This is a genomic window from Actinoallomurus sp. CA-142502 (genome assembly GCF_050936355.1).
GTDB lineage: Bacteria > Actinomycetota > Actinomycetes > Streptosporangiales > Streptosporangiaceae > Actinoallomurus > Actinoallomurus iriomotensis.
In genome coordinates, this window is the sequence record NZ_JBNJMY010000001.1 from 10,308,947 (window position 1) to 10,328,709 (window position 19,763).

Annotated in this window: 14 protein-coding genes; 6 read left to right on the top strand and 8 right to left on the bottom strand. The window is 72.5% G+C overall.

Annotated features, from left to right (window positions below; translation table 11 throughout):
* The first annotated feature begins 128 nt into the window (after window positions 1-128).
* Window positions 129-1,775, top strand: coding sequence for a phosphoglucomutase (alpha-D-glucose-1,6-bisphosphate-dependent) (gene pgm / locus ACQEV1_RS48370; RefSeq protein ID WP_433404511.1), 1,647 nt, complete (start codon window positions 129-131; stop codon window positions 1,773-1,775).
* 5 nt (window positions 1,776-1,780) lie between these two features.
* Here the strand turns inward: pgm and ACQEV1_RS48375 are convergent, their stop codons facing one another.
* The gene (locus ACQEV1_RS48375; protein WP_433404513.1) at window positions 1,781-2,755 is read right to left on the bottom strand and encodes a GDP-mannose 4,6-dehydratase; all 975 of its coding nucleotides are present in this window, start codon (window positions 2,753-2,755) and stop codon (window positions 1,781-1,783) included.
* Window positions 2,756-2,964: 209 nt separating this feature from the next.
* On the opposite strand from ACQEV1_RS48375, the gene ACQEV1_RS48380 reads away from it, so the two are divergent.
* Window positions 2,965-3,351, top strand: coding sequence for a metallopeptidase family protein (locus tag ACQEV1_RS48380; protein WP_285579151.1), 387 nt, complete (start codon window positions 2,965-2,967; stop codon window positions 3,349-3,351).
* A 4-nt stretch (window positions 3,352-3,355) separates the two neighbouring features.
* Here ACQEV1_RS48380 and ACQEV1_RS48385 read toward each other — a convergent pair whose 3' ends face one another.
* Window positions 3,356-3,778 (bottom strand): MarR family winged helix-turn-helix transcriptional regulator, encoded by a 423-nt coding sequence (locus ACQEV1_RS48385; RefSeq protein WP_285625783.1) that lies wholly within the window; start codon window positions 3,776-3,778, stop codon window positions 3,356-3,358.
* Window positions 3,779-3,871: 93 nt separating this feature from the next.
* Here ACQEV1_RS48385 and ACQEV1_RS48390 point away from each other — a divergent pair, with 93 nt between their 5' ends.
* The gene (locus ACQEV1_RS48390) at window positions 3,872-5,164 is read left to right on the top strand and encodes an alpha/beta fold hydrolase (RefSeq protein WP_433404517.1); all 1,293 of its coding nucleotides are present in this window, start codon (window positions 3,872-3,874) and stop codon (window positions 5,162-5,164) included.
* 84 nt (window positions 5,165-5,248) lie between these two features.
* A complete protein-coding gene (locus tag ACQEV1_RS48395) occupies window positions 5,249-5,749 on the top strand; it encodes a hypothetical protein (RefSeq protein WP_433404520.1) in 501 nt (166 codons plus the stop codon).
* 43 nt (window positions 5,750-5,792) lie between these two features.
* On the opposite strand, the gene ACQEV1_RS48400 is transcribed toward ACQEV1_RS48395, so the two are convergent.
* The 5 genes from ACQEV1_RS48400 to ACQEV1_RS48420 all read right to left on the bottom strand — a co-directional run bounded on the left by ACQEV1_RS48400 (window position 5,793) and on the right by ACQEV1_RS48420 (window position 14,997).
* Window positions 5,793-8,705, bottom strand: coding sequence for a BTAD domain-containing putative transcriptional regulator (locus tag ACQEV1_RS48400; protein WP_433404523.1), 2,913 nt, complete (start codon window positions 8,703-8,705; stop codon window positions 5,793-5,795).
* Window positions 8,706-8,795: 90 nt separating this feature from the next.
* On the bottom strand, window positions 8,796-10,319 hold the full coding sequence (locus ACQEV1_RS48405; protein WP_433404526.1) for a DUF5719 family protein: 1,524 nt from the start codon (window positions 10,317-10,319) through the stop codon (window positions 8,796-8,798).
* Entirely contained in the window at window positions 10,316-13,312 is a 2,997-nt protein-coding gene (locus ACQEV1_RS48410) for a glycosyltransferase (RefSeq protein WP_433404529.1), read from the bottom strand. The genes ACQEV1_RS48405 and ACQEV1_RS48410 overlap by 4 nt, the downstream gene beginning before the upstream one ends.
* Window positions 13,313-13,446: 134 nt before the next feature.
* A complete protein-coding gene (locus tag ACQEV1_RS48415; protein WP_285579166.1) occupies window positions 13,447-13,713 on the bottom strand; it encodes a WhiB family transcriptional regulator in 267 nt (88 codons plus the stop codon).
* Between the two features lie 267 nt (window positions 13,714-13,980).
* A complete protein-coding gene (locus tag ACQEV1_RS48420) occupies window positions 13,981-14,997 on the bottom strand; it encodes a hypothetical protein (protein WP_433404532.1) in 1,017 nt (338 codons plus the stop codon).
* A gap of 95 nt (window positions 14,998-15,092) precedes the next feature.
* Here ACQEV1_RS48420 and cofD point away from each other — a divergent pair, with 95 nt between their 5' ends.
* Together cofD and ACQEV1_RS48430 are read left to right on the top strand one after the other, a co-directional pair.
* A complete protein-coding gene (gene cofD / locus ACQEV1_RS48425) occupies window positions 15,093-16,037 on the top strand; it encodes a 2-phospho-L-lactate transferase (protein ID WP_433404535.1) in 945 nt (314 codons plus the stop codon).
* A 64-nt stretch (window positions 16,038-16,101) separates the two neighbouring features.
* Window positions 16,102-17,376, top strand: coding sequence for a coenzyme F420-0:L-glutamate ligase (locus tag ACQEV1_RS48430; RefSeq protein WP_433404538.1), 1,275 nt, complete (start codon window positions 16,102-16,104; stop codon window positions 17,374-17,376).
* 67 nt (window positions 17,377-17,443) lie between these two features.
* Here ACQEV1_RS48430 and ACQEV1_RS48435 read toward each other — a convergent pair whose 3' ends face one another.
* Window positions 17,444-19,753, bottom strand: a complete 2,310-nt coding sequence (locus ACQEV1_RS48435) for an alpha/beta hydrolase family protein (RefSeq protein ID WP_433404541.1) — start codon at window positions 19,751-19,753, stop codon at window positions 17,444-17,446.
* Between the last annotated feature and the right edge of the window lie 10 nt (window positions 19,754-19,763).

The following is a 19,763-nucleotide window of genomic DNA, read 5'->3' on the forward strand; positions in this document are numbered from 1 at the left end:
GGATATCATAGCGCCTCGATTGGGATCAGGAGCGAGACCGCGGCAGGTAGCATGCCGCTCGGGGGAGCACGCAGTCCGGGCCAACGTGCCGTCAGACACTATGCTTGGCCTGGAGATGGAGGTATGACATGGCAGTGCACTCACGGGCCGGCCAGGCGGCTGAACCCTCGGACCTTATCGATGTGAACGAGGTTCTATCCGCATATTACGACGAGCAACCAGATGTTCATGTTGCTGGTGAGAGCGTTGAGTTCGGCACATCCGGCCACCGTGGATCATCACTCAACCGGTCATTCAATGAAAACCACATCCTCGCTGTAAGTCAAGCCGTCTGTGACTACCGCGCAGAACAAGGTATTGACGGACCCATTTTCGTCGGGTTCGACACACACGCTCTTTCGGTGCCCGCGTTCAGGACCGCGGTGGAGGTGTTCGCGGCAAACGGCGTGCACGTTCTCAAGGACGTGAGCGACCGCTTCACTCCGACTCCGGCGATATCGCACGCGATCCTCAGCCACAACAGCAATGGCGGCAAGTCGCGGTCCGACGGCGTCGTCATCACGCCTTCCCACAATCCTCCGGGCGACGGCGGCTTCAAATACAACGGCCCGAACGGCGGCCCGGCGGATTCCACGGTGACCCGGTGGCTGGAGAAGCGCGCCAACTCTCTGCTCGCCAATGGACTGGACGGCGTCAAGCGCATCCCCTACGAGCGCGCGATCAATTCCGACCACATCGGCGACTACGACTTCGTGGCCCGCTACGTCGGCGATCTGGCGAGCATCCTGGATATGGATGTCATCCGGAGCTCGGACATCCGTATCGGCGCCGATGCGCTCGGCGGTGCCAGCCTGGACTACTGGACCGCGATCGCGGATCACTACAACGTGAATCTCACGGTGGTCAACCCGGAGATCGACCCCACATTCCGCTTCATCCCGCTCGACTGGGATGAGAAGATCCGCATGGACTGTTCGTCGCCGTACGTGATGTCGGCGCTCGTCAACGAGCGCAGCCACTATGACATCGCCACCGGCAACGACGCCGACGCGGACCGGCACGGAATCGTCACGGGCAAGGCCGGTCTGCTCAACCCCAATCACTACCTGACGGTGGCCGTCGACTACCTCATCAAACACCGGAACAACTGGCCGGCACAGGCCGCCATCGGCAAGACACTGGTCACCACCAGGCTCATCGACCGGCTGGTTCAGTCCGCCGGCCGTACGGTGGTCAACGTTCCGGTCGGCTTCAAGTGGTTCGTTCCCTATTTCGAGGACGAGTCCATCGTTTTCGGTGGCGAGGAAAGCGCCGGCGCCTCCTTCGTACGGCGCGACGGGCGCACCTGGACGACCGACAAGGACGGCATCGTCATGGCGCTGCTGGCCGCCGAGATAACGGCCGCCACCGGCGACTCGCCCAACGTCTATTACGACAACCTGACGCGGGAGTTCGGCAAGCCGCACTACGCGCGCCAGGACGCCATCGCGACGAGGGAGGACAAGCAGATCCTGTCGAAGATGACAGGCGACTCCATTCGCGAGACGACGCTCGCCGGCGAGCCGATCACAGAGAAGTTCTCCAGGACGAAGGGCAACGACCTGCCGATCGGAGGCGTCTACGTCGGCACCGAGTCCGCGTGGTTCACGGCTCGCCCCTCCGGCACCGAAGACGTCTTCAAGATCTACGCCGAGAGCTTCCAGAGCGAGACGCACCTCGAACAGGTGATCGCCGAGGCTCAGGAGATCGTGGGCGAATCCCTCAAGGAGCGCTGAGCCGGTCACGTGGTCGAGGCGGAGACGCGTGCTCTCTCCGCCTCGACCATCGACATCACGAGCTCCTCGAAAGAGGTGCTGTGGCGCCAGCCGAGACGGGTCAGCGCCTTCGTCGCGTCCGCGCGGAGCTCCTTGCCGCCGGATGACGTGGGCGGGCCCGGCGCCGGCCTGACGTGCTCCTCCCAGTTCAGGCCGACGTGCGCGAAGGCGAGTTCGACGAACTCCCGGTAGGAGTGGGTCTCGCCGACGCCCACGACATAGTCGCCCGCCTCCGGCTGACCGATGATGGCGTGCGCCGCCCGCATGTGATCGGCGGAGAAGCCCCACTCCACCCTCCGGTCGAGATCCCCGAGGGAGACGTGCCTGCGGGCGCCACGACTGATCATCACCGCGACCGCCGCTACGTGCCGCGCGAAGTGATGGGGCTTCCTCCTCGGGGATTCGTGGTTGAACATGATCCCGGCTGAGGCGTGCATCCCGTACTTGTGGCGGTAGGTCCTGGTCATCATGTGGCCGTAGGCCTTGGCGGAGCCGAACGGGTCGACCGGCGCGAGTTTCGTGCTCTCGTCCTGCGGCTCCTTGTCGGGCCGGCCGAACATCGCGGCGGATGACGCCTGGAAGATCCGGGTCTGCCCGGACGGCTTCGCGCCCGAGGCGGAGAGTCCGTTGACGATCCTGACGGCCTCCAGTATCTGGAGGACCCCGAGCCCGTTCACCCGCATGGCGAGTTCGGCTTCGAGGGGCACACTGGGTGGTTCGGCCGCGGCGAGGTTGTAGACCTCGTCGGGTTGCGCGGCGTCGAGCGCGCGGATCAGGCTGACTTGATCGAGGATGTTGCCGTAGCAGCGGATGAGTTCGGACTCTTCGAATAAGAGCGATTCTGCCGCCGTCCGGTGGACGAGGCCGTAAACGTCATAGCCGGACCTGCGAAGATGATCTACGAGGTAGCGGCCGTCCTGTCCCGTAACGCCGGTGACCAACGCACGTCTGGCCAGCGCTGCCTTCCCCTCCTAGACGGCAAAATCGCAAGATACCACGGGGTCATGCCTGGTCCTAGACGATGTGACCAGGGGCGACGGTCGGGCCGTACGATCGGCGTGTGAAGAGGCACGGGTCGTATGCTGGTGTTGTGCGATCACGCGTGACAGGAGGCTCCGGCACGCGCCGTCGTGACCGCCGCGGTCGTGGCATGCGCGGGCCGCTCGCCCCGGCGGAGGTGCCCATCTCACGCACGCGCGCCGAGCGGTTCGACGAGCTCGTACGCGACGAGGCGCACCGGCTCGAACAGCGGTGGAGCCGGCAGCTCGCCGGAGTGGAGTTCGCGGTCGAGGAGGTGCCGGCGATCGAGCCGAACTCCCTGGACGCCGACACGGTCCCGCTGAGCCGCCTGATCCCGGCCGCCGACGGCCGGCCGCCGCGGATCGTGGTCTACCGCCGCCCGGTCGAAGCCCGTGGCGGCGACGACGAACGCGACCGCGCCCGCCTGGTGCGCGACGTCGTGGTCGAGGAGGTCGCCGACCTGCTCGGCCTCTCCCCGGAGTCCATCGACCCCACCTACGACTCTCCCGACGACTAGGGCCCTAGGCGTCCTCCCGGGCGGCCAGGACGCCGCCGAGGAGATCGCCGAGGCGGTCCAGCTCGTCCGGTGCCAGCGGGGCGAAGGACTCGGCGATCACCTTCTCATGGATCTCCGCGCCCGCCCGGCGCAGCTCCTCCCCGCGTTCGGTGAGCCGGTGCCGTACGGCCCGGCCCGGGCCGGGCACGCGTTCGATGAGGCCGCGGTCGGCCATGCGGGCGGCGAGCGAGCCGAACGACTGGTCGGTCTGGAAGGTCAGCCGCGCCAGGTCGTGAAGGGATGCCTCGGGGCGACGGTCGAGGTGGCGCAAGGTGTCCCACTGCACCAGGGAGATGCCGAGAGGGGCCAGAGCCGCCGTCAGCTCCCGGTGGTGCCGGTGCTGCAGCCGCTTGACGAGCAGGGCCACTTCCTGCGCGGTACGGGTCATACACAGGAAGCTTACCCAAGGCTCCTTATCTAAGGTTGCTTATCTAAGCTTCCTTATATAGCCTCCTCGACACGACGACTTCCGAGGAGCGACATGATCACCGCTACGTACGACCTCACCGCCGACGGCGTCGGCCCCGTACGGCTCACCGCGACCGACCGCGGTCAGGGCCGCCCGTACCTGCTGCTGCACGGCGGCGCCGGCCCCGCCTCGGTCGCCGGGTTCGCCGACCTGCTCGCCGGCGAGCAGCCCGCCCGGGTCATCGCCCCGGTCCACCCCGGATTCGACGGCACCCCACGGCCGGAGACCCTGACGAGCGTTCGCGGGCTCGCCGCCGTCTACAGCGCCTTCCTGGAGACACTCGGCCTGACCGACGTGGTCGTCGTCGGCAACTCCATCGGCGGCTGGATCGCCGCCGAGATGGCGCTGCTGGGCTCCCCGCGCATCTGCGCGGTCGTCCTCGTCGACGCGGTCGGCATCGAGGTGCCGGGCCACCCCGTCGTCGACTTCTTCTCGCTGAGCCTGGACGACGTCGCCCGGCTCAGCTACCACGACCCGGCGTCCTTCCGAATCGACCCCGAGGCCATGACCCCGGCGCAGCGTGAGACCATGGCCGGCAACCGGGCCGCGCTCGCCGTGTACGGCGGCTCGATGGTCGACCCGGGCCTGCGCGAACGCCTCTCCGGCGTCACCGCGCCGGCTCTGGTCCTGTGGGGCGAGGCCGACCGGATCGCCGACCCCGACTACGGGCGCGCGTACGCCGCGGCGATGCCGGGCGCGCGGTTCCGGCTGCTGGCGGGCACCGGGCACGTCCCGCAGATCGAGACCCCGGACTTGCTGCTGGCCGCGATCCGGGAGTTCACCGCCGCGGAGGTCTCCGTGGTCGGCCCGGACGAGGGCGAGGCGACGCTCACCGGGCCGATCCGCATGCGGATCCTGGAGGACGGGAGCACGACGGGACACCGGCTCGGCCTGGGCGAGATCACCATCGCGCCGCACACCGAGGGACCTCCGCAGCACCGGCACGCCCGGCACGACGAGGGCTTCTACGTGGTGGCGGGCACCGTGCGCTTCACCGTCGGCGAGGAGAGCCACGACGCGGGCCCGCGCACGCTGGTGATGGTGCCGCCCGGCGCGCCGCACACGTTCGCCAACCCCGGTGACGAGCCGGCCGTCGTGTTGAACACCTTCACGCCCGACCTGTACGTCCAGTACTTCCGCGACCTGCGCGCCATGGTCGCCGCGGGCCGTCCCATGACCGAGCGGAGCGAGGGAGTCAAAAGACACGCCCCTGTGGTCACGCCCTCCGACGAAGGAGGACTCATGACCGATGACGCGGTCGCCGAGGTGATGGGCCGCTACGCCACCGAACCCGTCACGAAGTAAGAACCCGCCACATCCGACTTGTAGGCGCTTTGTAGCGACGGTCCGGAGACTGCTCGCGAATCCCCCGCCTCAGGAAGGATCAGCATGAGGATCACGAACGCACGGGTGACGAAGACCGGGCTGGCCGCGATGACGCTCGCCGCCGCGCTCGGTGGCACGGTGGCGGTGTCGGCGCCCGCCTCCGCCGCGCCGACGGCGCCGGCCGTCGTCCAGGCCGCGCCGCAGAGCCAGGCCGTGGCGGCGAAGAGAACGGCCGCCCAGGCGATCCAGTGGTACTCCAGCCGCAAGGGCAGCACCGCGTACGAGGGCTACTGCGAGAAGGCGGCGCGGCTCTCCTGGGCCCGCGCCACCCACCACCCGACGGCCATCGACCACTGGCGGTCCTCCGACGGGGCCCGCCACACCACGGGCACTCCCCCGAAGGGCGCCTTCGTCTTCTGGAACATCAGCTCGGCCGGTCACGTCGGCATCGCCGACGGCAAGGGCGGATTCTGGGCCACCAGCGTCAAGGGCAAGATCGGCCACGCGACGAGCGTCCACTACTACAGCCACTACCTGGGCTGGAAGCCCGGCAACAGCAACTGAGAGCGCGCTGCCCCGGCGGCCCGGCCGCCGGGGCGACGCCGGCTCAGCGCCCGGACGGGCCCAGGCCGGCCAGGTGCTCGCGCGCGGCGGCCTCCTGCACGCCGTCGCCCAGCTCGCGCCACATCCCGGCGGCCTCGCGCAGGTACATCCCCGCGGTCGTCGCGTCGCCCTCGGCCATGCGGACCTCGCCGAGCATCAGCAGCGCGGCGGCGTGGCCCCGGCGGTTGCCGGACCGGCGAAAGCTCTCCAGCGCCCGGTCCAGCGTCGCGTCGGCGGCCGCGTTGTCGGCGCCGAGGTGGCACCGCGCGAGGTCCAGCAGCGCGTACGCGGCGCACCGGTCGTCGCCCAGTTCCTCGAAGACCGCCAGCGCCTCCTCCAGCCGGGCCCGCGCGCCGGCGGCGTCGCCGCGCCGCAGGTACAGCTCGGCGACCTGGCTCAGCACGCGCGCCTCGCGGTGGGGGTCGGCCGACTCCCGCGCCCGCGCCAGGGCCGTCGCGAGCCACTCTTCCGCCTCGTCCAGGCGATCCCGCGAGATGAGGATGGCCGCGATGGAGCCGCGGAGCTGCGCCTGGATGTGGCGGTCGTCGCCGGTCGCCAGGACCGGGAGCGCGGCGCGGTAACGGTTCAGCGCCTCGTCGGCGCGGCCGAGGATCCGGTGCAGGGTGGCCAGGCCGACGTCCGCGAGCGCCTCGCCCCTGGCGTCGTCCAGCGCGCGGCACAGCGTACGGGAGCGTTCGATGGCGGCGAGAGCCTCGTCGTACTCGTCCTGGTAGACGTACACCTGCCCGAGCGTGCGCAGCAGCACCGCCTCGCCGCGGCGGTCGCCGGCCGCGCGTACCGCGCGCAGCGCGTGCCGGTGGGTGGTCCGCCAGTCCTCGTACAGGCTGCGCTGGTCGAAGTAGGGCACCATCGCGATGGCGAGCTCCCACGCGTGCGCCGCACGGCCGTACTCCGCGGCGACCGCGACGGCGTCCAGCAGCCCGCGCCGTTCGGTGTCGAACCAGGCCATCGGGTCGGCGGTCAGCCGCTCGGCCACGGACGGGTCGAGGGGCCGGCGCGGCGCGTCGCCGGACAGCGGCGTCAGCAGGCTCGCCGGCAGCCGCGCCGCCGCCTGCTCCGCCAGGTCGAGCCAGGTGGCGAGGAGCCGGCCGATCGCCGCGTCCTGGTCCGCGTCGGGCGCGGCCAGCGCCTCCTCGTGCGCGTACTGCCGCAGCAGGCCGTGCAGCCGGTAGCGCGGCAGGCCGTCGGGGCCGGGACCCGCGTGATGGGCCAGGCTCGCGTCGACGAGTTCTTCGAGCACGTCGTCGCCGTCGGCGCGGTCGAGCAGCGCGCCGGCCACCCAGCAGGGCAACTCGGGCGTGCCGAGCAGGCCCAGCAGCCGGAACGTCCGCGCCGCCTCCGGGTCGAGCAGCCGTACGCTCAGGTCGAACGTCGCGCGGACGCCCAGGTCGCCGACCTGCAGTTCGCTGAGCCTGCGCGACTCGTCGGCCAGCCGCTCCCCGAGCACCCGCAGCGACCAGCCCTGCCGTCCGCTCAGCCGCGCCCCGGCGATGCGGATGGCGAGCGGGAGGCACCCGCAGTCGCGGATGATGGCGGCGGCCTGGTCGGGCTCGCGCCGGACGCGTTCGCGACCCGCGACGCGGGCCAGCAGCTCGACCGCCGCGCCGGGCCGGAAGACGTCCAGCTCGATGTGGTGCGCCCCGGACAGGTCGGCGAGCTGCCATCTGCTGGTGACCACGGTGGCGCTTCCCGGGGTCGCGGGCAGCAGCGGCCGTACCTGAGCGGCGTCGGTCGCGCCGTCCACCAGCACGAGCACCCGCCGGTCGGCGAGGCGGGAGCGGAAGAGCGCGGCGCGCTCGCTCAGGGTGCGCGGCACCGCCGCACCGGTGAACCCCAGTGTGCGCAGCACCTCGACGAGCACGTCTCCGGGGTCACGTGGCTGGCCGCCCGTGCCGGACAGGTCGAAGTAGAGCTGCCCTTCCGGGAACGACCCGCGAAGGGCGTGGCAGACGTGGAGCGCGAACGCGGACTTGCCGACACCGGGGGCGCCGGTCACCACGACCACGGGTGGCGGAGCCGCCGGCGACGCGTCCTGGAGGATCCCGGCGAGCTCGCGCGCCTCGGCCTCGCGTCCGGTGAAGTCCGGCGTGTCGCCGGGAAGCTGGCAGAGCGGGAACACCCCGGTGTCCTCGGCCGCCGGACCCGCGCCCCGCAGAATCGCCTCGTGCAGCAGGCGCAGGCGCGGGCCGGGCTCGGTGCCCAGCTCGTCGACCAGGTGCTCACGCGCCTCGGAGTACGCGCCCAGCGCCTCCGCCTGGCGGCCGCCGGCGTGCAGCGCCAGCATCAGCTGCTGCCACAGTCCCTCGCGGAGAGGGTGGCGGACCAGCAGGCTCCGCAGCTCGGCGACGTTCTCCGCGTGCCGGCCCGCCGCGAGCCGGAGCGCGCACCGCTCCTCGACCGCTTCGAGCCGGCGCTCGACCAGGCGTGCGGTCTCCGCCTGCCACAGCGGGCTCGGCGGCAGGTCCTCCAGCGGCTCGCCGCGCCACAACGCCAGCGCCTCCGCGATCCGGCTCTCCGCGTCGTCGGGGCGACCGGCGGCCTTCCGGTGCGCGGACTCTTCGAGCAGTTCTTCGAACACCTGAAGGTCGAGCTCCCCCGGCAGCAGGGAAATCGAATAGCCGTCGGCGTGCCGCCGTACGCGGTGACCGTCCGGAACGGGCGGCAGGCACGAACGCAGACTGGACACATAGGTGTGGAGATTCGCCACCGCCGAACGCGGCGGACGCTGTGGCCACAATGTGTCGACGAGCTTGTCGGCGGAGACCGGCCGTCCTTCGGCCAGCAGCAGGGCGGCCAGGAGGAGGCGTTGTTTCGGGCCGCCCATCCGCGCGTTCCCGCCATCGGCACGGACGACGAGAGGGCCCAGCACACCGAAACGAAGCGGACGGTCGGACACGGTCACCTCACCGAATGAGCCCTACCGAATAGGCCTGCCGGACAAGCCTGCCGCCGCTTTGTCTCCCTTAGGACTCTGGCACCGAACGATTCAGGGAACGGTCGAGTCGGCCACCGGAGGCAGTGCGGCGGTGATCCGCGCCGGGGCTATCGGCAGCAGGGTGAAGCCCTTCTTCTTCACCTCGAGCAGACGCGCGGCGTACACCGGTCCGGAGCCCGGACGCGGCGCGATGGTGAGGCCGTAGTCGTCACCGCTCGCGGGCGGGGGCAGCGACACCTCCACGGTGTGGCCGGCGGGCACCGCGACGTCCTTCGCCGGGGCCGCCGGGCCCTGCGCCGCGAGCTGCGTCAGGCGTACCGCGGCGGCGTGCTCGGGCGGGGCGCTGAGCAGCAGCGTCGTCGTGTCCCGGTTGTCGGCCACGAGTCCGGCGTCCGCCGTGCCGAGGGGCGGTACGGCCGCGGTGACGCCGAAGTCGTCGCCCTTCTCCGCGACGAGCGCCGCGACGATCGGCCGGTTCGCGACCAGCCGCAGCGCGGTGGACTTGCCGCCGAAGCCCAGGTCGAACGGCGTCACCGCCAGCGCGGTGGCGTCCAGTGACCGCTCGCCCACCGGCGCGAACGCCCCGTCGGGCGCCATGCCCTGCACGGTGACCCGCGCCTCGTCCTGACCGGGCACCGCGATCAGCAGCCGCCGGCGGCCCCCGCCCGAGGGCACGCCCGGCACCACGACGCGGCGGCTCGGGGCGGTCGCGGGCAGCCAGTCGGCGCCCTTCTTGCGGTCGACCCGCACCGCCGCCGAGATCCGGCCCGTCATGGCGTGGACGTGCAGTGCGATGAGCTTCGCGTCCGCCGCGGTCTGGCCGAACCCCTCGACCTGCACGCCGACCTGGACCAGTCGCGTGGAGTGCGGACCGACCAGGACCTGGTTCTGGCCCTCGGGCGTCTCGATCGAGCCCTCCGGGCTCAGCGCGGCGACCAGGGCGGTCACGGGGCGATCGTCGACGTTCGTGAGGTAGAGGCTCACGTCATCGGCGTCGGCGGGTCCGGGCCCGGCGAACCACAGGTCGGTGGCCGGCCGGTCGCACCGGGTGCCGGCGAGCCCGCCGTCGGAGGTGGTCTGCTCCACGGTCAGGCCGGGCGCGAGGGAGCCGTACGCTCCGAAGACCCACGGACCGGCGCCCTTCTTGACGTCGGTCGACCACGCGGTGCCCGGCGTGGTGAGCAGGACCGGCGCGCCCGCGACCGACGCCTGGCCGGACCCACGGGCGCCGGGCGGCGTGACCGCGCTCACCCGGGCGCCGTGCGTGTCGGGGCAGGCGGCGTACGCCGAGGTGACCGGGACCGTGGTGCCGTGCCGGGGCGCCGAGGCGGCCGGGCGGGCGAACGAGGCGACGCCGTACAGCGCGGCGACGGCCAGCACGACGAGGGCGGCGAGCGCGAACCGGTTCGCCGGCAGCCGGTTCATCCAGCCCGGCCGGGTGTCGGCCGACGAGAGCCGCACGGCGTACGCGCCCGCCGCCCGCGCCACCGCGCGGGCGAGCCGGTACGCCAGGCGCGCCGGGGGCCCGAGCACCCGGCGCACCACGGCGTACGCCGACGCCAGTGCCGCCCTCATGACTCCACCCCGCTCATCGCCTGGACCCGCGGCTCGTCCTTGGCCTTGGTCGTACGGGCGTGGCCGCCGCGGCGGCGCCGGCCGCGCGGGCGTTCGACCCACGCGGCGGACGGCAGCGCCAGCACGACGACCAGCAGGAGCGCCACGCCCTGCACGGCCACCCACAGGTGGCGCAGCAGCATGCCGCGGCGCAACGTGAAGGTGCCGCCCGAGGCGGGAACGTCATAGGCCTGCGCCCAGCCGTCCAGGGTCCGCGACCGCGCCGCGTGGCCGCCGATGGCGGCGTGCCAGCCCGCGCTCGCGGGCTCGGCGAGCAGGAGCGTGCGCCCCGCCGGTCCCGGCGGGATCCGGACCTTCGCGTCGATGGACCCGGCCGCCAGCGGCGTGACCGTACGGCCGTCGACGAGCATCAGCCGCCCGGAGGGTGTGACCGGTTGCCAGAGCCCGAACCCCGAGGTGCGGCCCAGCCGCTGGAGGTCGGGCACGGCGTCGAGGGCGCCGGTGAGCGGGTCGTGGCCGGGATCGGGCACGAGGACGTAGCCGACGCCGAGACGGCTCAGCGCCGATGCGCCGCCGGTGCCGGAGGTGAGGCCGGCGACGGCCGCGCGCAGGCGCCACCGCGCCGGCGCCGGGGGCTCGGCGGTCTCCTCACCGGGGATCGGCGACCGCTCGCGGATCACGGTCGCTCCGACCGCGCCGTCGGTGCGCGAGGAGAGGATGAGGAAGCGCGGGCGGGTCACGTGCGACTCGACGACCAGCGGGAACTCCTCGGGGTTCGCGCGGGCGAGCGCCCCGTGGGCGCCGTGGACGACCCACAGGGCGGCGGCCAGCAACGGCGTCGACGCGGCGGCCGCCAGCACGACGGCCGCGCCCGCACGCGGGATCAGCCCCGGCGCCCGCAGCTTCGTCGCCGCGACGCGCAGCATGCTCGCGGCGGCCAGCACGACGCCGGCCGCGGCGAACGTCAGTGCCACGCCCGGCCATTCCGGCCGGGTCAGGACGAGGATCGCCACCAGCATTCCGATGATCGTGAGCAGCCAGCCGGCCAGCACGGCCGTACGCCGGCGCCGCAGCAGGAGCGCCGCCAGCCCGGTCGCCGCGAGCCCGGCGGTGACCCAGAAGACGGGCGTGCCCGGTCCGCCGGGGCTGAGCATGACGAGCGCGCCGGCCTGCGGGCGTGCGACGGCCGCCCGGGGACCGGCCTCCCGCAGGAACCCCGACGGATGCGCGAGCAGGTGCAGCGTCCAGGGCAGCAGCAGGAGCGGCGGAACCCCGAGCGCGACGGCGAGGCGGCGGCCGGCGTACGGGCGGTGGCCGGCCAGCGCGTAACGCGCGGGCAGGCCGACGAGGACGGCGAGCGCCCAGGTCAACGGCGCGAACGCCATCGCGACCGCCAGCAGCAGACCGGCCGCCCAGGGCGCGTGCCGCGACGGCGTCGTGAGCGTGCCGGTCGCGAACACCCCGATGAGCGGCAGCAGGACGATCACCACGATCGTGCCGAGCCGTCCCGTCGCCACCGCGCCGGTCGCGACGGGCAGCAGCGCGTACGTGACGCCGGCCCAGACGGCGACCGGGACGGCGAGGCCGCGCAGCCGGCGGGCGGCAGTGTAGGCGGTGAGCCCGGCCAGCGGCACGCCCGCGACCAGGATCACGAGGACCGCGAGCCACGGCTTGCCGAGCAGCAGCGTCGCGAGCGCGGCGAGCACCCCGGCGTACGGCGGCGCTCCCGCGCCGGAGCCGAGGCCGACCAGATGCCAGCCGGTGAGGTACTCGGCCCACAGGTCGCCCGCCCCGCCCCACGCGGGCACGAGCGCGCCGCCGCCGAGGCGGCCGCCGGTGGCGATGATGTGCCGCTCGGCCACCAGGGCGACGACGGTCAGCGCGAGCGTCATCACGACGCCGGGACGGCGGAGCCAGCGGTACAGGGCGCCAGGTTCGGGCGACGGCAGGGTCGCGCCGCGGCCGACGAACACGTCCGGCAGCCGCCGCAGCGTCGGCCAGCGCGGCTGGAAGCGGTTGACGCCGCTCGCGGTGAGTCCCGGCCGCCGCGCCCGGCGCAGCCGGGGAGCGCGGAACAGCGCGCCGCGCAGCGCGGTGAGTTCACGGCCCGCCGCGCCGGGCCGTTTGGCCGCGGCGAAGAAGGCCGCCCGCAGGAACGAGGTGACGACGATGATCGGCAGCGAGAGCGCGAGGGCGGACAGCGGCAGGTTCGCCAGCAGCACGAGCAGCGCGCTGCGCCGGTCGTCGGCCGGGAACGCCACCCGGCGCGCGCCGCGCGCGGCGGCCTCAACGTGGAAGGCGACCGCGTCCGGCGCGATCAGGACCCGGTGCCCCGCGGCGTAGGCGCGCCAGCCGAAGTCGACGTCGTCGCGGAAGAGGCCGAAGGCCGGGTCGAGGCCACCCAGTTCGTCCCATACGTCGCGGCGCACCAGCATGCCGGCGGTGCTGACCCCCATGACCTCGCGGATGGTGTCGTGCTGCCCCTGGTCGAACTCGCGCGGGTCGAGCCCGGTCTCGCGGCGTCCCGTCCGGTCGATGGCGACGCCCGCCTCGAGCAGCACCCGCCGGTCGTCCCAGTCGCGCAGCTTCGGACCGAGGACGGTCGCGGGCGGGTGCGCCTCGGCGGTGGTCAGCAGGCGTTCGAGCGCGTCGGGCGCGGGCGCGGAGTCGTCGTGGATGAGCCAGACCCACTCGACACGGTCGACTCCGGGCGCACCCTCCGGGACCTCGACGGTCGAGGCCGGATGGGCGAGAGCGGCGGTGACCGCGTCGGCGTACCGGGTGCGGGCCGGAAGCGTGATGAGGTTTCCCTCACCGACGACCTCGGTGAGCATGGCCGGCCCGGCGTCGGTACTGCCGGTGTCCGCCGCGACGAGCCGGTCGACCGGATGGCTCTGGGTCAACAGTGCCTTGAGCGTTTCCGGCAGCCAGCGCGCACCGTCATGCGTGACGAGTACGGCGGTGACGATATGGCGGTCGAGTTGGGGCGCCACTGTTCTCATCCGAGGGGTCAGCCGGACCGGGCTCAGCTGCCCGGCACGGCTGACCACGATAGCGAAGGCGCCCGTGGAATATGTCTGGTCCGCTCAGCCGGCCGAAGCCCGCCGGCGCGGTCCGCAGGCGGGTGTCAGCCCGCGGCGCGCTTGAGCTTGCGGCGCTCGCGCTCGGACAGACCACCCCAAATACCAAAACGTTCGTCATGGCCGAGCGCATATTCCAGACACTCAGCCCGTACATCGCAAGCGCGGCACACTTTCTTGGCCTCGCGAGTGGAGCCACCCTTTTCCGGAAAAAATGCTTCCGGATCCGTCTGCGCACACAGGGCGCGCTCCTGCCAGCCCAACTCTTCACCGTCTGTGCCGTGCGCCAGCGGGATGAGCACCTCACTGCCCATAGCGCACCTCCTAGCCCCGTGGAGCCCCCCTGGTCACGCCTTCCCTCTCCCCCGGGAAGGCAGAACTACACCGATGAAATTACACGCGTGTCTGACCACACACGTCAAGCCGAATGCGGCACCGTAGGTCTAGCGAAGCTAAAAAAACCGCGTTGACCTGCGGAGACACGATCAGGAACCGTGCGGTACGGAGCTCGGACCGATCCGGGAGAGCGTTCGCTCCGTGCCGCAGGGCCGTCTTTTTTGGGGGGCTTTCCGGACGACCGGTTACTCGGGAGGCCGGTACGGGTCCGCGGACGGCGACCGGTCCGACGGCGGGTTCTCGGGCTTGTCGTCCTCTTCCTGCTCGGCGGCCTTGGAGACCTCACCGCCGCCGAAGGCGCGGGTCCACTCGCCCTCGAGCTCCTCGCCCTGCGACGGCGGTGGGGCCGACTGCTGCGGGCCGGTCGGGACGGCGGGCTGCGGAGCGGAGGGCGGACCCGACTGCGGCGCCTGCGGCGGCATGGGCGGCACCGGCGGATGCCCGGGCTGCGGCTGACCCGGCTGGCCCGGCTGACCGGGCTGCGGCTGACCGTACTGACCCGGCTGGGCCGGCTGGGCGGGCTGGGCGGGCTGGCCCGGCTGACCCGGTTGCCCATACGGACCCGTGCCGTACGGCGCGGGCACGTAGCCCGGCTGGCCGTACTGCTGCTGCGGCTGCTGCGGCGGCTGACCGTAGGCCGGCGGCTGCTGCTGGCCGTAGGCCGGCTGGCCGTACGGCGGCTGCGCGCCCGGCTGACCCCAGCCCTGCTGCGGGTACTGCGGGCCGTACGGCGCCGGCGGGGCGGAGGTCTGGTAGGTGTGCAGGGCGTAGAAGCCGCCGACGGCGAGCACCGCGAGCTTCGAGAGCCCGTACAGGAACATGGTGACCTTCTGCGTCGCCGCGCTGTCGAACAGGATGCCCGACTCGTCACCGCCCGCGCCGAGGCCGGCGAGCATGCAGATGATGGTCAACAGAGCGACGACGCCGAGCACGATGAGCGCGGCGAGGGCCACGTTGCGGGCCTGCCGGGTCGGCGGCCCGCCGATCCTCGTCACGAGCAGCACGGCGACCACGACCAACCCGGTGACGGCCGCCTCAGTGAAGAACAGGTCACCGGTGACGTACTGGAAGGCTTCCATCGTGAAGGGCAATCTGCCCCGGCCGAACAGCAGCCCGATCAGGCCGGACAGGATCTGAAGCGCGACCGCTCCGAGCAGAACCCATGCCCCGGGCTCTCGCAGCCGCTGTACGTCTTTGTTCACGAACCAGCTCCAGTGAGTAATCGGTTTGTGTCAGCTTCGCACAAGCGGATGGCCCGTCGCATTTGGTCCGGCCCAGTGATGCCAGACTTGTCCACATGCGCATCGTGGCACTCGCGGGCGGGATCGGGGGAGCCCGTTTCCTGCGCGGACTCCGGCACACCGCTCCCGAAGCGGACATCACCGTCATCGGCAATACAGGCGACGACATATCTCTCTTCGGGCTGCGGATCTGCCCCGATCTCGACACCGTGATGTACACCCTCGGCGGCGGCATCAATGAGGAGCAGGGCTGGGGGCGCGCGGACGAGACGTTCACCCTCCGGGAGGAGCTGGCCGCGTACGAGGTGGGGCCCGCGTGGTTCACCCTCGGCGACCGCGACTTCGCCACGCACATCGTGCGCACCCAGATGCTCGACGCCGGATATCCGCTGTCGGCGGTGACCGAGGCGCTGTGCGACCGCTGGCGGCCCGGCGTCCGGCTGCTCCCGATGACCGACGACCGCGTGGAGACGCACGTCGTCATCGAGGACGACGAGGGAAAGCGGGCGGTCCACTTCCAGGAGTGGTGGGTGCGCCTGCACGCCGGGACTCCGGCGCGGAGCATCGCCGCGGTCGGCGCCGACGACGCCAAGCCCGCCCCGGGCGTGCTGGAGGCGATCGAGGCCGCCGACCTGGTGGTCCTGCCCCCGTCCAACCCCGTGGTCAGCATCGGCACCATCCTCGCCGTGCCCGGGATCCGCGCCGCGGTCGCGGCCAAGACGGTGGTCGGGGTCTCGCCGATCATCGGCGGCGCCCCGGTGCGCGGCATGGCGGACGCGTGCCTGACCGCGATCGGCGTGGAGACCTCGGCCCGCGCGGTGGCCGCGCACTACGGCCCCGACCTGCTCGACGGCTGGTTGGTCGACACGGCCGATGACGGCACCGCCGGTGACCTCGACGGCATCGCCGTGCGGGCCCGGCCACTCCTCATGACCGACGTGGAGGCCACCGCGGACATCGCCCGCGCGGCGCTCGACCTCGCCGAGGAGCTGCGGGCATGACCGAGCGAAGCGAGGGAATCGACAACACGCCTCAGTGGTCACGCCCTCCGACGAAGCAGGACTCATGACTCAAACATTCGAGGTCTTCGGTGTGCCCGGTCTGCCCGAGGTCCGCGAGGGCGATGACATCGCGGCGCTGATCGCCGGCACGGACCTCCGGGACGGCGACATCGTGGTCGTCACCTCCAAGATCGTGAGCAAGGCGGAGGGGCGGGTCCTCGTCGCGGACGACCGGGAGAAGGCGATCGACGCCGAGACCGTGCGCGTCGTCGCGCGCCGCGGCGACACCCGGATCGTGCAGACGCGCCATGGCCTCGTGCTGGCCGCCGCGGGCGTGGACGCCTCCAACACCGAGCCCGGCACCGTGCTCCTGCTCCCGGTCGACTCCGACGCGTCGGCCCGCCGGATCCGCGCCCGGCTGCGCGAGCTGACCGGCGTACGCGCCGGCGTGATCGTCTCCGACACGCTCGGACGTCCGTGGCGGATGGGCCTGACCGACGCCGCGATCGGCGCCGCGGGCGTACGGCCGATGGACGACCTGCGCGGGCGCACCGACGCGTACGGCAACCTGCTCACGGCCACGGCGACCTCGGTGGCCGACGAGGTCGCCTCGGCGGCGGAGCTGGTCAAGGGCAAGCTGGCCGGCGTCCCGGTGGCGGTCGTGCGCGGCCTGCCCCACCTGGTCACCGAGGAGGACGGGCCGGGCGCGCGGGTGCTGGTCCGCCCGGCCGACGAGGACATGTTCCGGTACGGCTCCGCGGACGTCGTGGGCGCCCGCCGGACGATCCGCGAGTTCACCGACGAGCCGGTCGACCGCGCCGCCGTACGCCGCGCCGTGTCCGCCGCGATCACCGCGCCCGCCCCGCACCACACGACGCCGTGGCGGTTCGTGCTGGTGGAGGAGGCCAAGGACCGGCTGCTCGACGCCATGCGCGACGCCTGGGAGGCGGACCTGCGCGGCGACGGGTTCTCCGAGGAGTCCATCGCGCGCCGCCTGCGGCGGGGCGAGGTGCTCCGGCGCGCGCCGTACCTGGTGGTGCCGTGCCTGGTGGCGGACGGGGCGCACCCCTACCCGGACGCGCGCCGCTCCCGTGCGGAGCGCGAGATGTTCCTGGTCGCGATGGGCGCTGGGGTGGAGAACCTCCTCGTGGCGCTCGCCGTGGAGGGCCTGGGATCGTGCTGGGTGTCGAGCACGATGTTCTGCGCCGACGTCGTACGCGAGACCCTTGACCTGCCGGCGAACTGGGACCCGATGGGCGCCGTCGGCATCGGCCACGCCGCCGCGCCCCCGCGCGACCGCCCACCCCGCGACCCGGACGCCTTCATCGAGCTGCGCTGACGGCGCGATCACGGTCGGGAGTCGATGAGGCTCTCGACGCGCGGCGTCGGCGGTTGTCGAGCGTCCGTCACCGCACCGCTGGCGTCGACCGTATCGTCGGCTGGATCCGTATCTGCGGGTAGGGCGTGGTCTGTCCGGTGAGGAGCGGTTCGGGGCTGCCGCGCAGGGCGTGGTCGACGAATGCGCTCAGGTAGGTGTTGGTGATCTGGAGCCCGAGGTCGCCGTCGATCGTGCCCAGCGCGAGCAGGGGGCGGATGGGGGCGGCCAGGTAGTAGGCGCCGTAGTCGGTGAAGTTGAAGTGCCGGGCTCCCTCGATCTGGTAGCGCCAAGCGGGCCCGGTGCCGGCGGTGAGCATCGCGTGGGCCGTGGCGACGTCGGAGCGGTCCGCGGTATCGGCGGGCCGGCAGGTGCCGGTCACGCAGGAGTCCTGAGCGGCGATGATCATCATGGGCTTGTTCAGGCCGGTGTGTGCGACCGGTCCGAACTGGGTGCCGTCGAGGTCGGCAGCGCCCGCGCAGTGCGGGTCGGTGCGGCATGCTTCCAGTGCGGCCGCACCGCCGAAGGAATGACCGACGTAGGCGGTACGCGCCGTGTCGACGCGCCCGGCGAACCGGCCGGTCAGGCCCAGCCGTGCGACTTGGGCGGCGGCGAAGCGCGCGTCGGCGGCCCAGATCCCGGTCAGACGGTCACCGGCCTCGGTGGCGGCGGCGGTGTGCAGGTCGGTGCCGTCGAACGCCGGGTTGCCGGAGGTCGTCGCGTGTACCGGGTGCGCGTGCAGGACGGTCAGGTTCGCGCTGTAGGTGGGGGTGACGCCGGCGACGAGGTAGCCGTGGCTCGCCAGGTTCTCGGCCAGCGTGGCGTACTGCGGCGCGGCGAACCCCAGGCCGGGTAGCAGCACGACGACCGGGAAGCGGCCACCGGCCGGTGGGACGTCCTCCAGAGCATGGGTTCGGACGGCGGCGAAGTCGGTCTCGCCCAGCCCCGGCAGGCTTGGCAGATGCAGTTGGTTCCAGGCGCCCGGGGCGTACGGCGCGCGGCGGCCACGGGCGCCCGGCACTGCGGGATACCACACCCATACGGACAGGTTCCGAGCGTTCCTCGGGGTGGGGGCGAGCGGGTCGGCGCGGGTGTGGTCGGTCCAGTCGAACATCGTGCGGCCGACGTGGTGCGGACCTGCCGGGGCGGGCAGCGTGACCGGCTGCGCGTGCAGTGTCGCCACGGCGGCGACGTAACCGGCGCTCACGACCACCAACGCGGTCGCGGTCGCCGCGATCGATTTGACCGTACGGCGCACCCATCCGCGCCACCTTCGCGGGCGTCGGCGCGGCCTGGTCGGTCGGCTGAGAATGAGGACGGTGCCGAAGACGACCAGTGTGGTGGTGGCCGCGCCGGTGAAGGTGATCGTGGCGAACGCGACCGGTACGGGCAGCCGGCCCCCGCCGCCGAGCATCGGCCAGATGCTGCCGCGCAGCACCGCGGACGTGGGCAGGGCGAGCGCTCCGGCGACGGCGGCCATCCGGGCCGAGCGGCGTGCTCTGCCCAGACGCCCGGACAGCGTTCGATCGTCCGCATGCGGTACGACGATCCGTAGCGCCTTGTTGCAGATCATGATCAGGGCGAAGAACCCTCCCGAGCCGATCGCGTTCACGGTGACCGACAAGAGTGGGTCGGTCCAATGCTCGCCGAGCGCCTCCCCGATGCTGAGCGGGAGTTCGGTGACCAGGGTGATCGCCGCCGCGAGCGGCAGGACATGCCGCCGGGTGAACCCGATCACCTCGTCACGGCCCAGCACGCCGGCGAGCCGACGTCCGGTGCGGGGAAGGGCTCGTGCCACCAGTTCGGTCAGGGCTGGGAGGTCGTCCAGCCAGTCGCCCTCCGGCCCGCGGGCGTCGCGCGGCGGCAGTCGGCGGAACGCCCGCCACTGCGTCAGTAGTCCTGCCGCCACCGCCGCGGTGAGGGGGGCAAGCGCTGCTATGAGCCAGGGTGTGCCGTGGTTCCAGAGCCGGTGGTCGGCCCGTACGGTGACCGCGAGCCAGTCGGTGACGACGGTGGCGGCGACCAGCAGGGTGCACACGAGCGCGGCCCGCAGCAGTTGCCCGACCCGGAACACCGGCTGGCAGCCGCATCCGCGTAGCAGCCGAGCGCGCGTCACGGTCAGCACGGCCAGCGCCGGGACGATGAGCTGGGTGAAGGACACGACGCCGTCGTACGGGTCGTCCTGCCACGGGCTGCCCGCCCGAATGGCGTGAACCTGGGTCGTCAGGAAGGCGAACACCGTGAAGGCCGCCGCCCCGGCGACCGAGACCCACAACGCCGTCACCGCGGCCGATCGTGCCCGGTGCCCGACCGTGAGGAGCACCATCTCAGAACTCGTCAAAGGAAGGTCG

Coding starts and splice junctions, on each gene's coding strand:
- pgm (WP_433404511.1), top strand. CDS start 129: ATGGCAGTGCACTCACGGGCCGGCCAGGCGGCTGAACCCTCGGACCTT.
- ACQEV1_RS48380 (WP_285579151.1), top strand. CDS start 2,965: ATGCGCGGGCCGCTCGCCCCGGCGGAGGTGCCCATCTCACGCACGCGC.
- ACQEV1_RS48385 (WP_285625783.1), bottom strand. CDS start 3,778: ATGACCCGTACCGCGCAGGAAGTGGCCCTGCTCGTCAAGCGGCTGCAG.
- ACQEV1_RS48390 (WP_433404517.1), top strand. CDS start 3,872: ATGATCACCGCTACGTACGACCTCACCGCCGACGGCGTCGGCCCCGTA.
- ACQEV1_RS48395 (WP_433404520.1), top strand. CDS start 5,249: ATGAGGATCACGAACGCACGGGTGACGAAGACCGGGCTGGCCGCGATG.
- ACQEV1_RS48405 (WP_433404526.1), bottom strand. CDS start 10,319: ATGAGGGCGGCACTGGCGTCGGCGTACGCCGTGGTGCGCCGGGTGCTC.
- ACQEV1_RS48415 (WP_285579166.1), bottom strand. CDS start 13,713: ATGGGCAGTGAGGTGCTCATCCCGCTGGCGCACGGCACAGACGGTGAA.
- cofD (WP_433404535.1), top strand. CDS start 15,093: ATGCGCATCGTGGCACTCGCGGGCGGGATCGGGGGAGCCCGTTTCCTG.
- ACQEV1_RS48430 (WP_433404538.1), top strand. CDS start 16,102: ATGACTCAAACATTCGAGGTCTTCGGTGTGCCCGGTCTGCCCGAGGTC.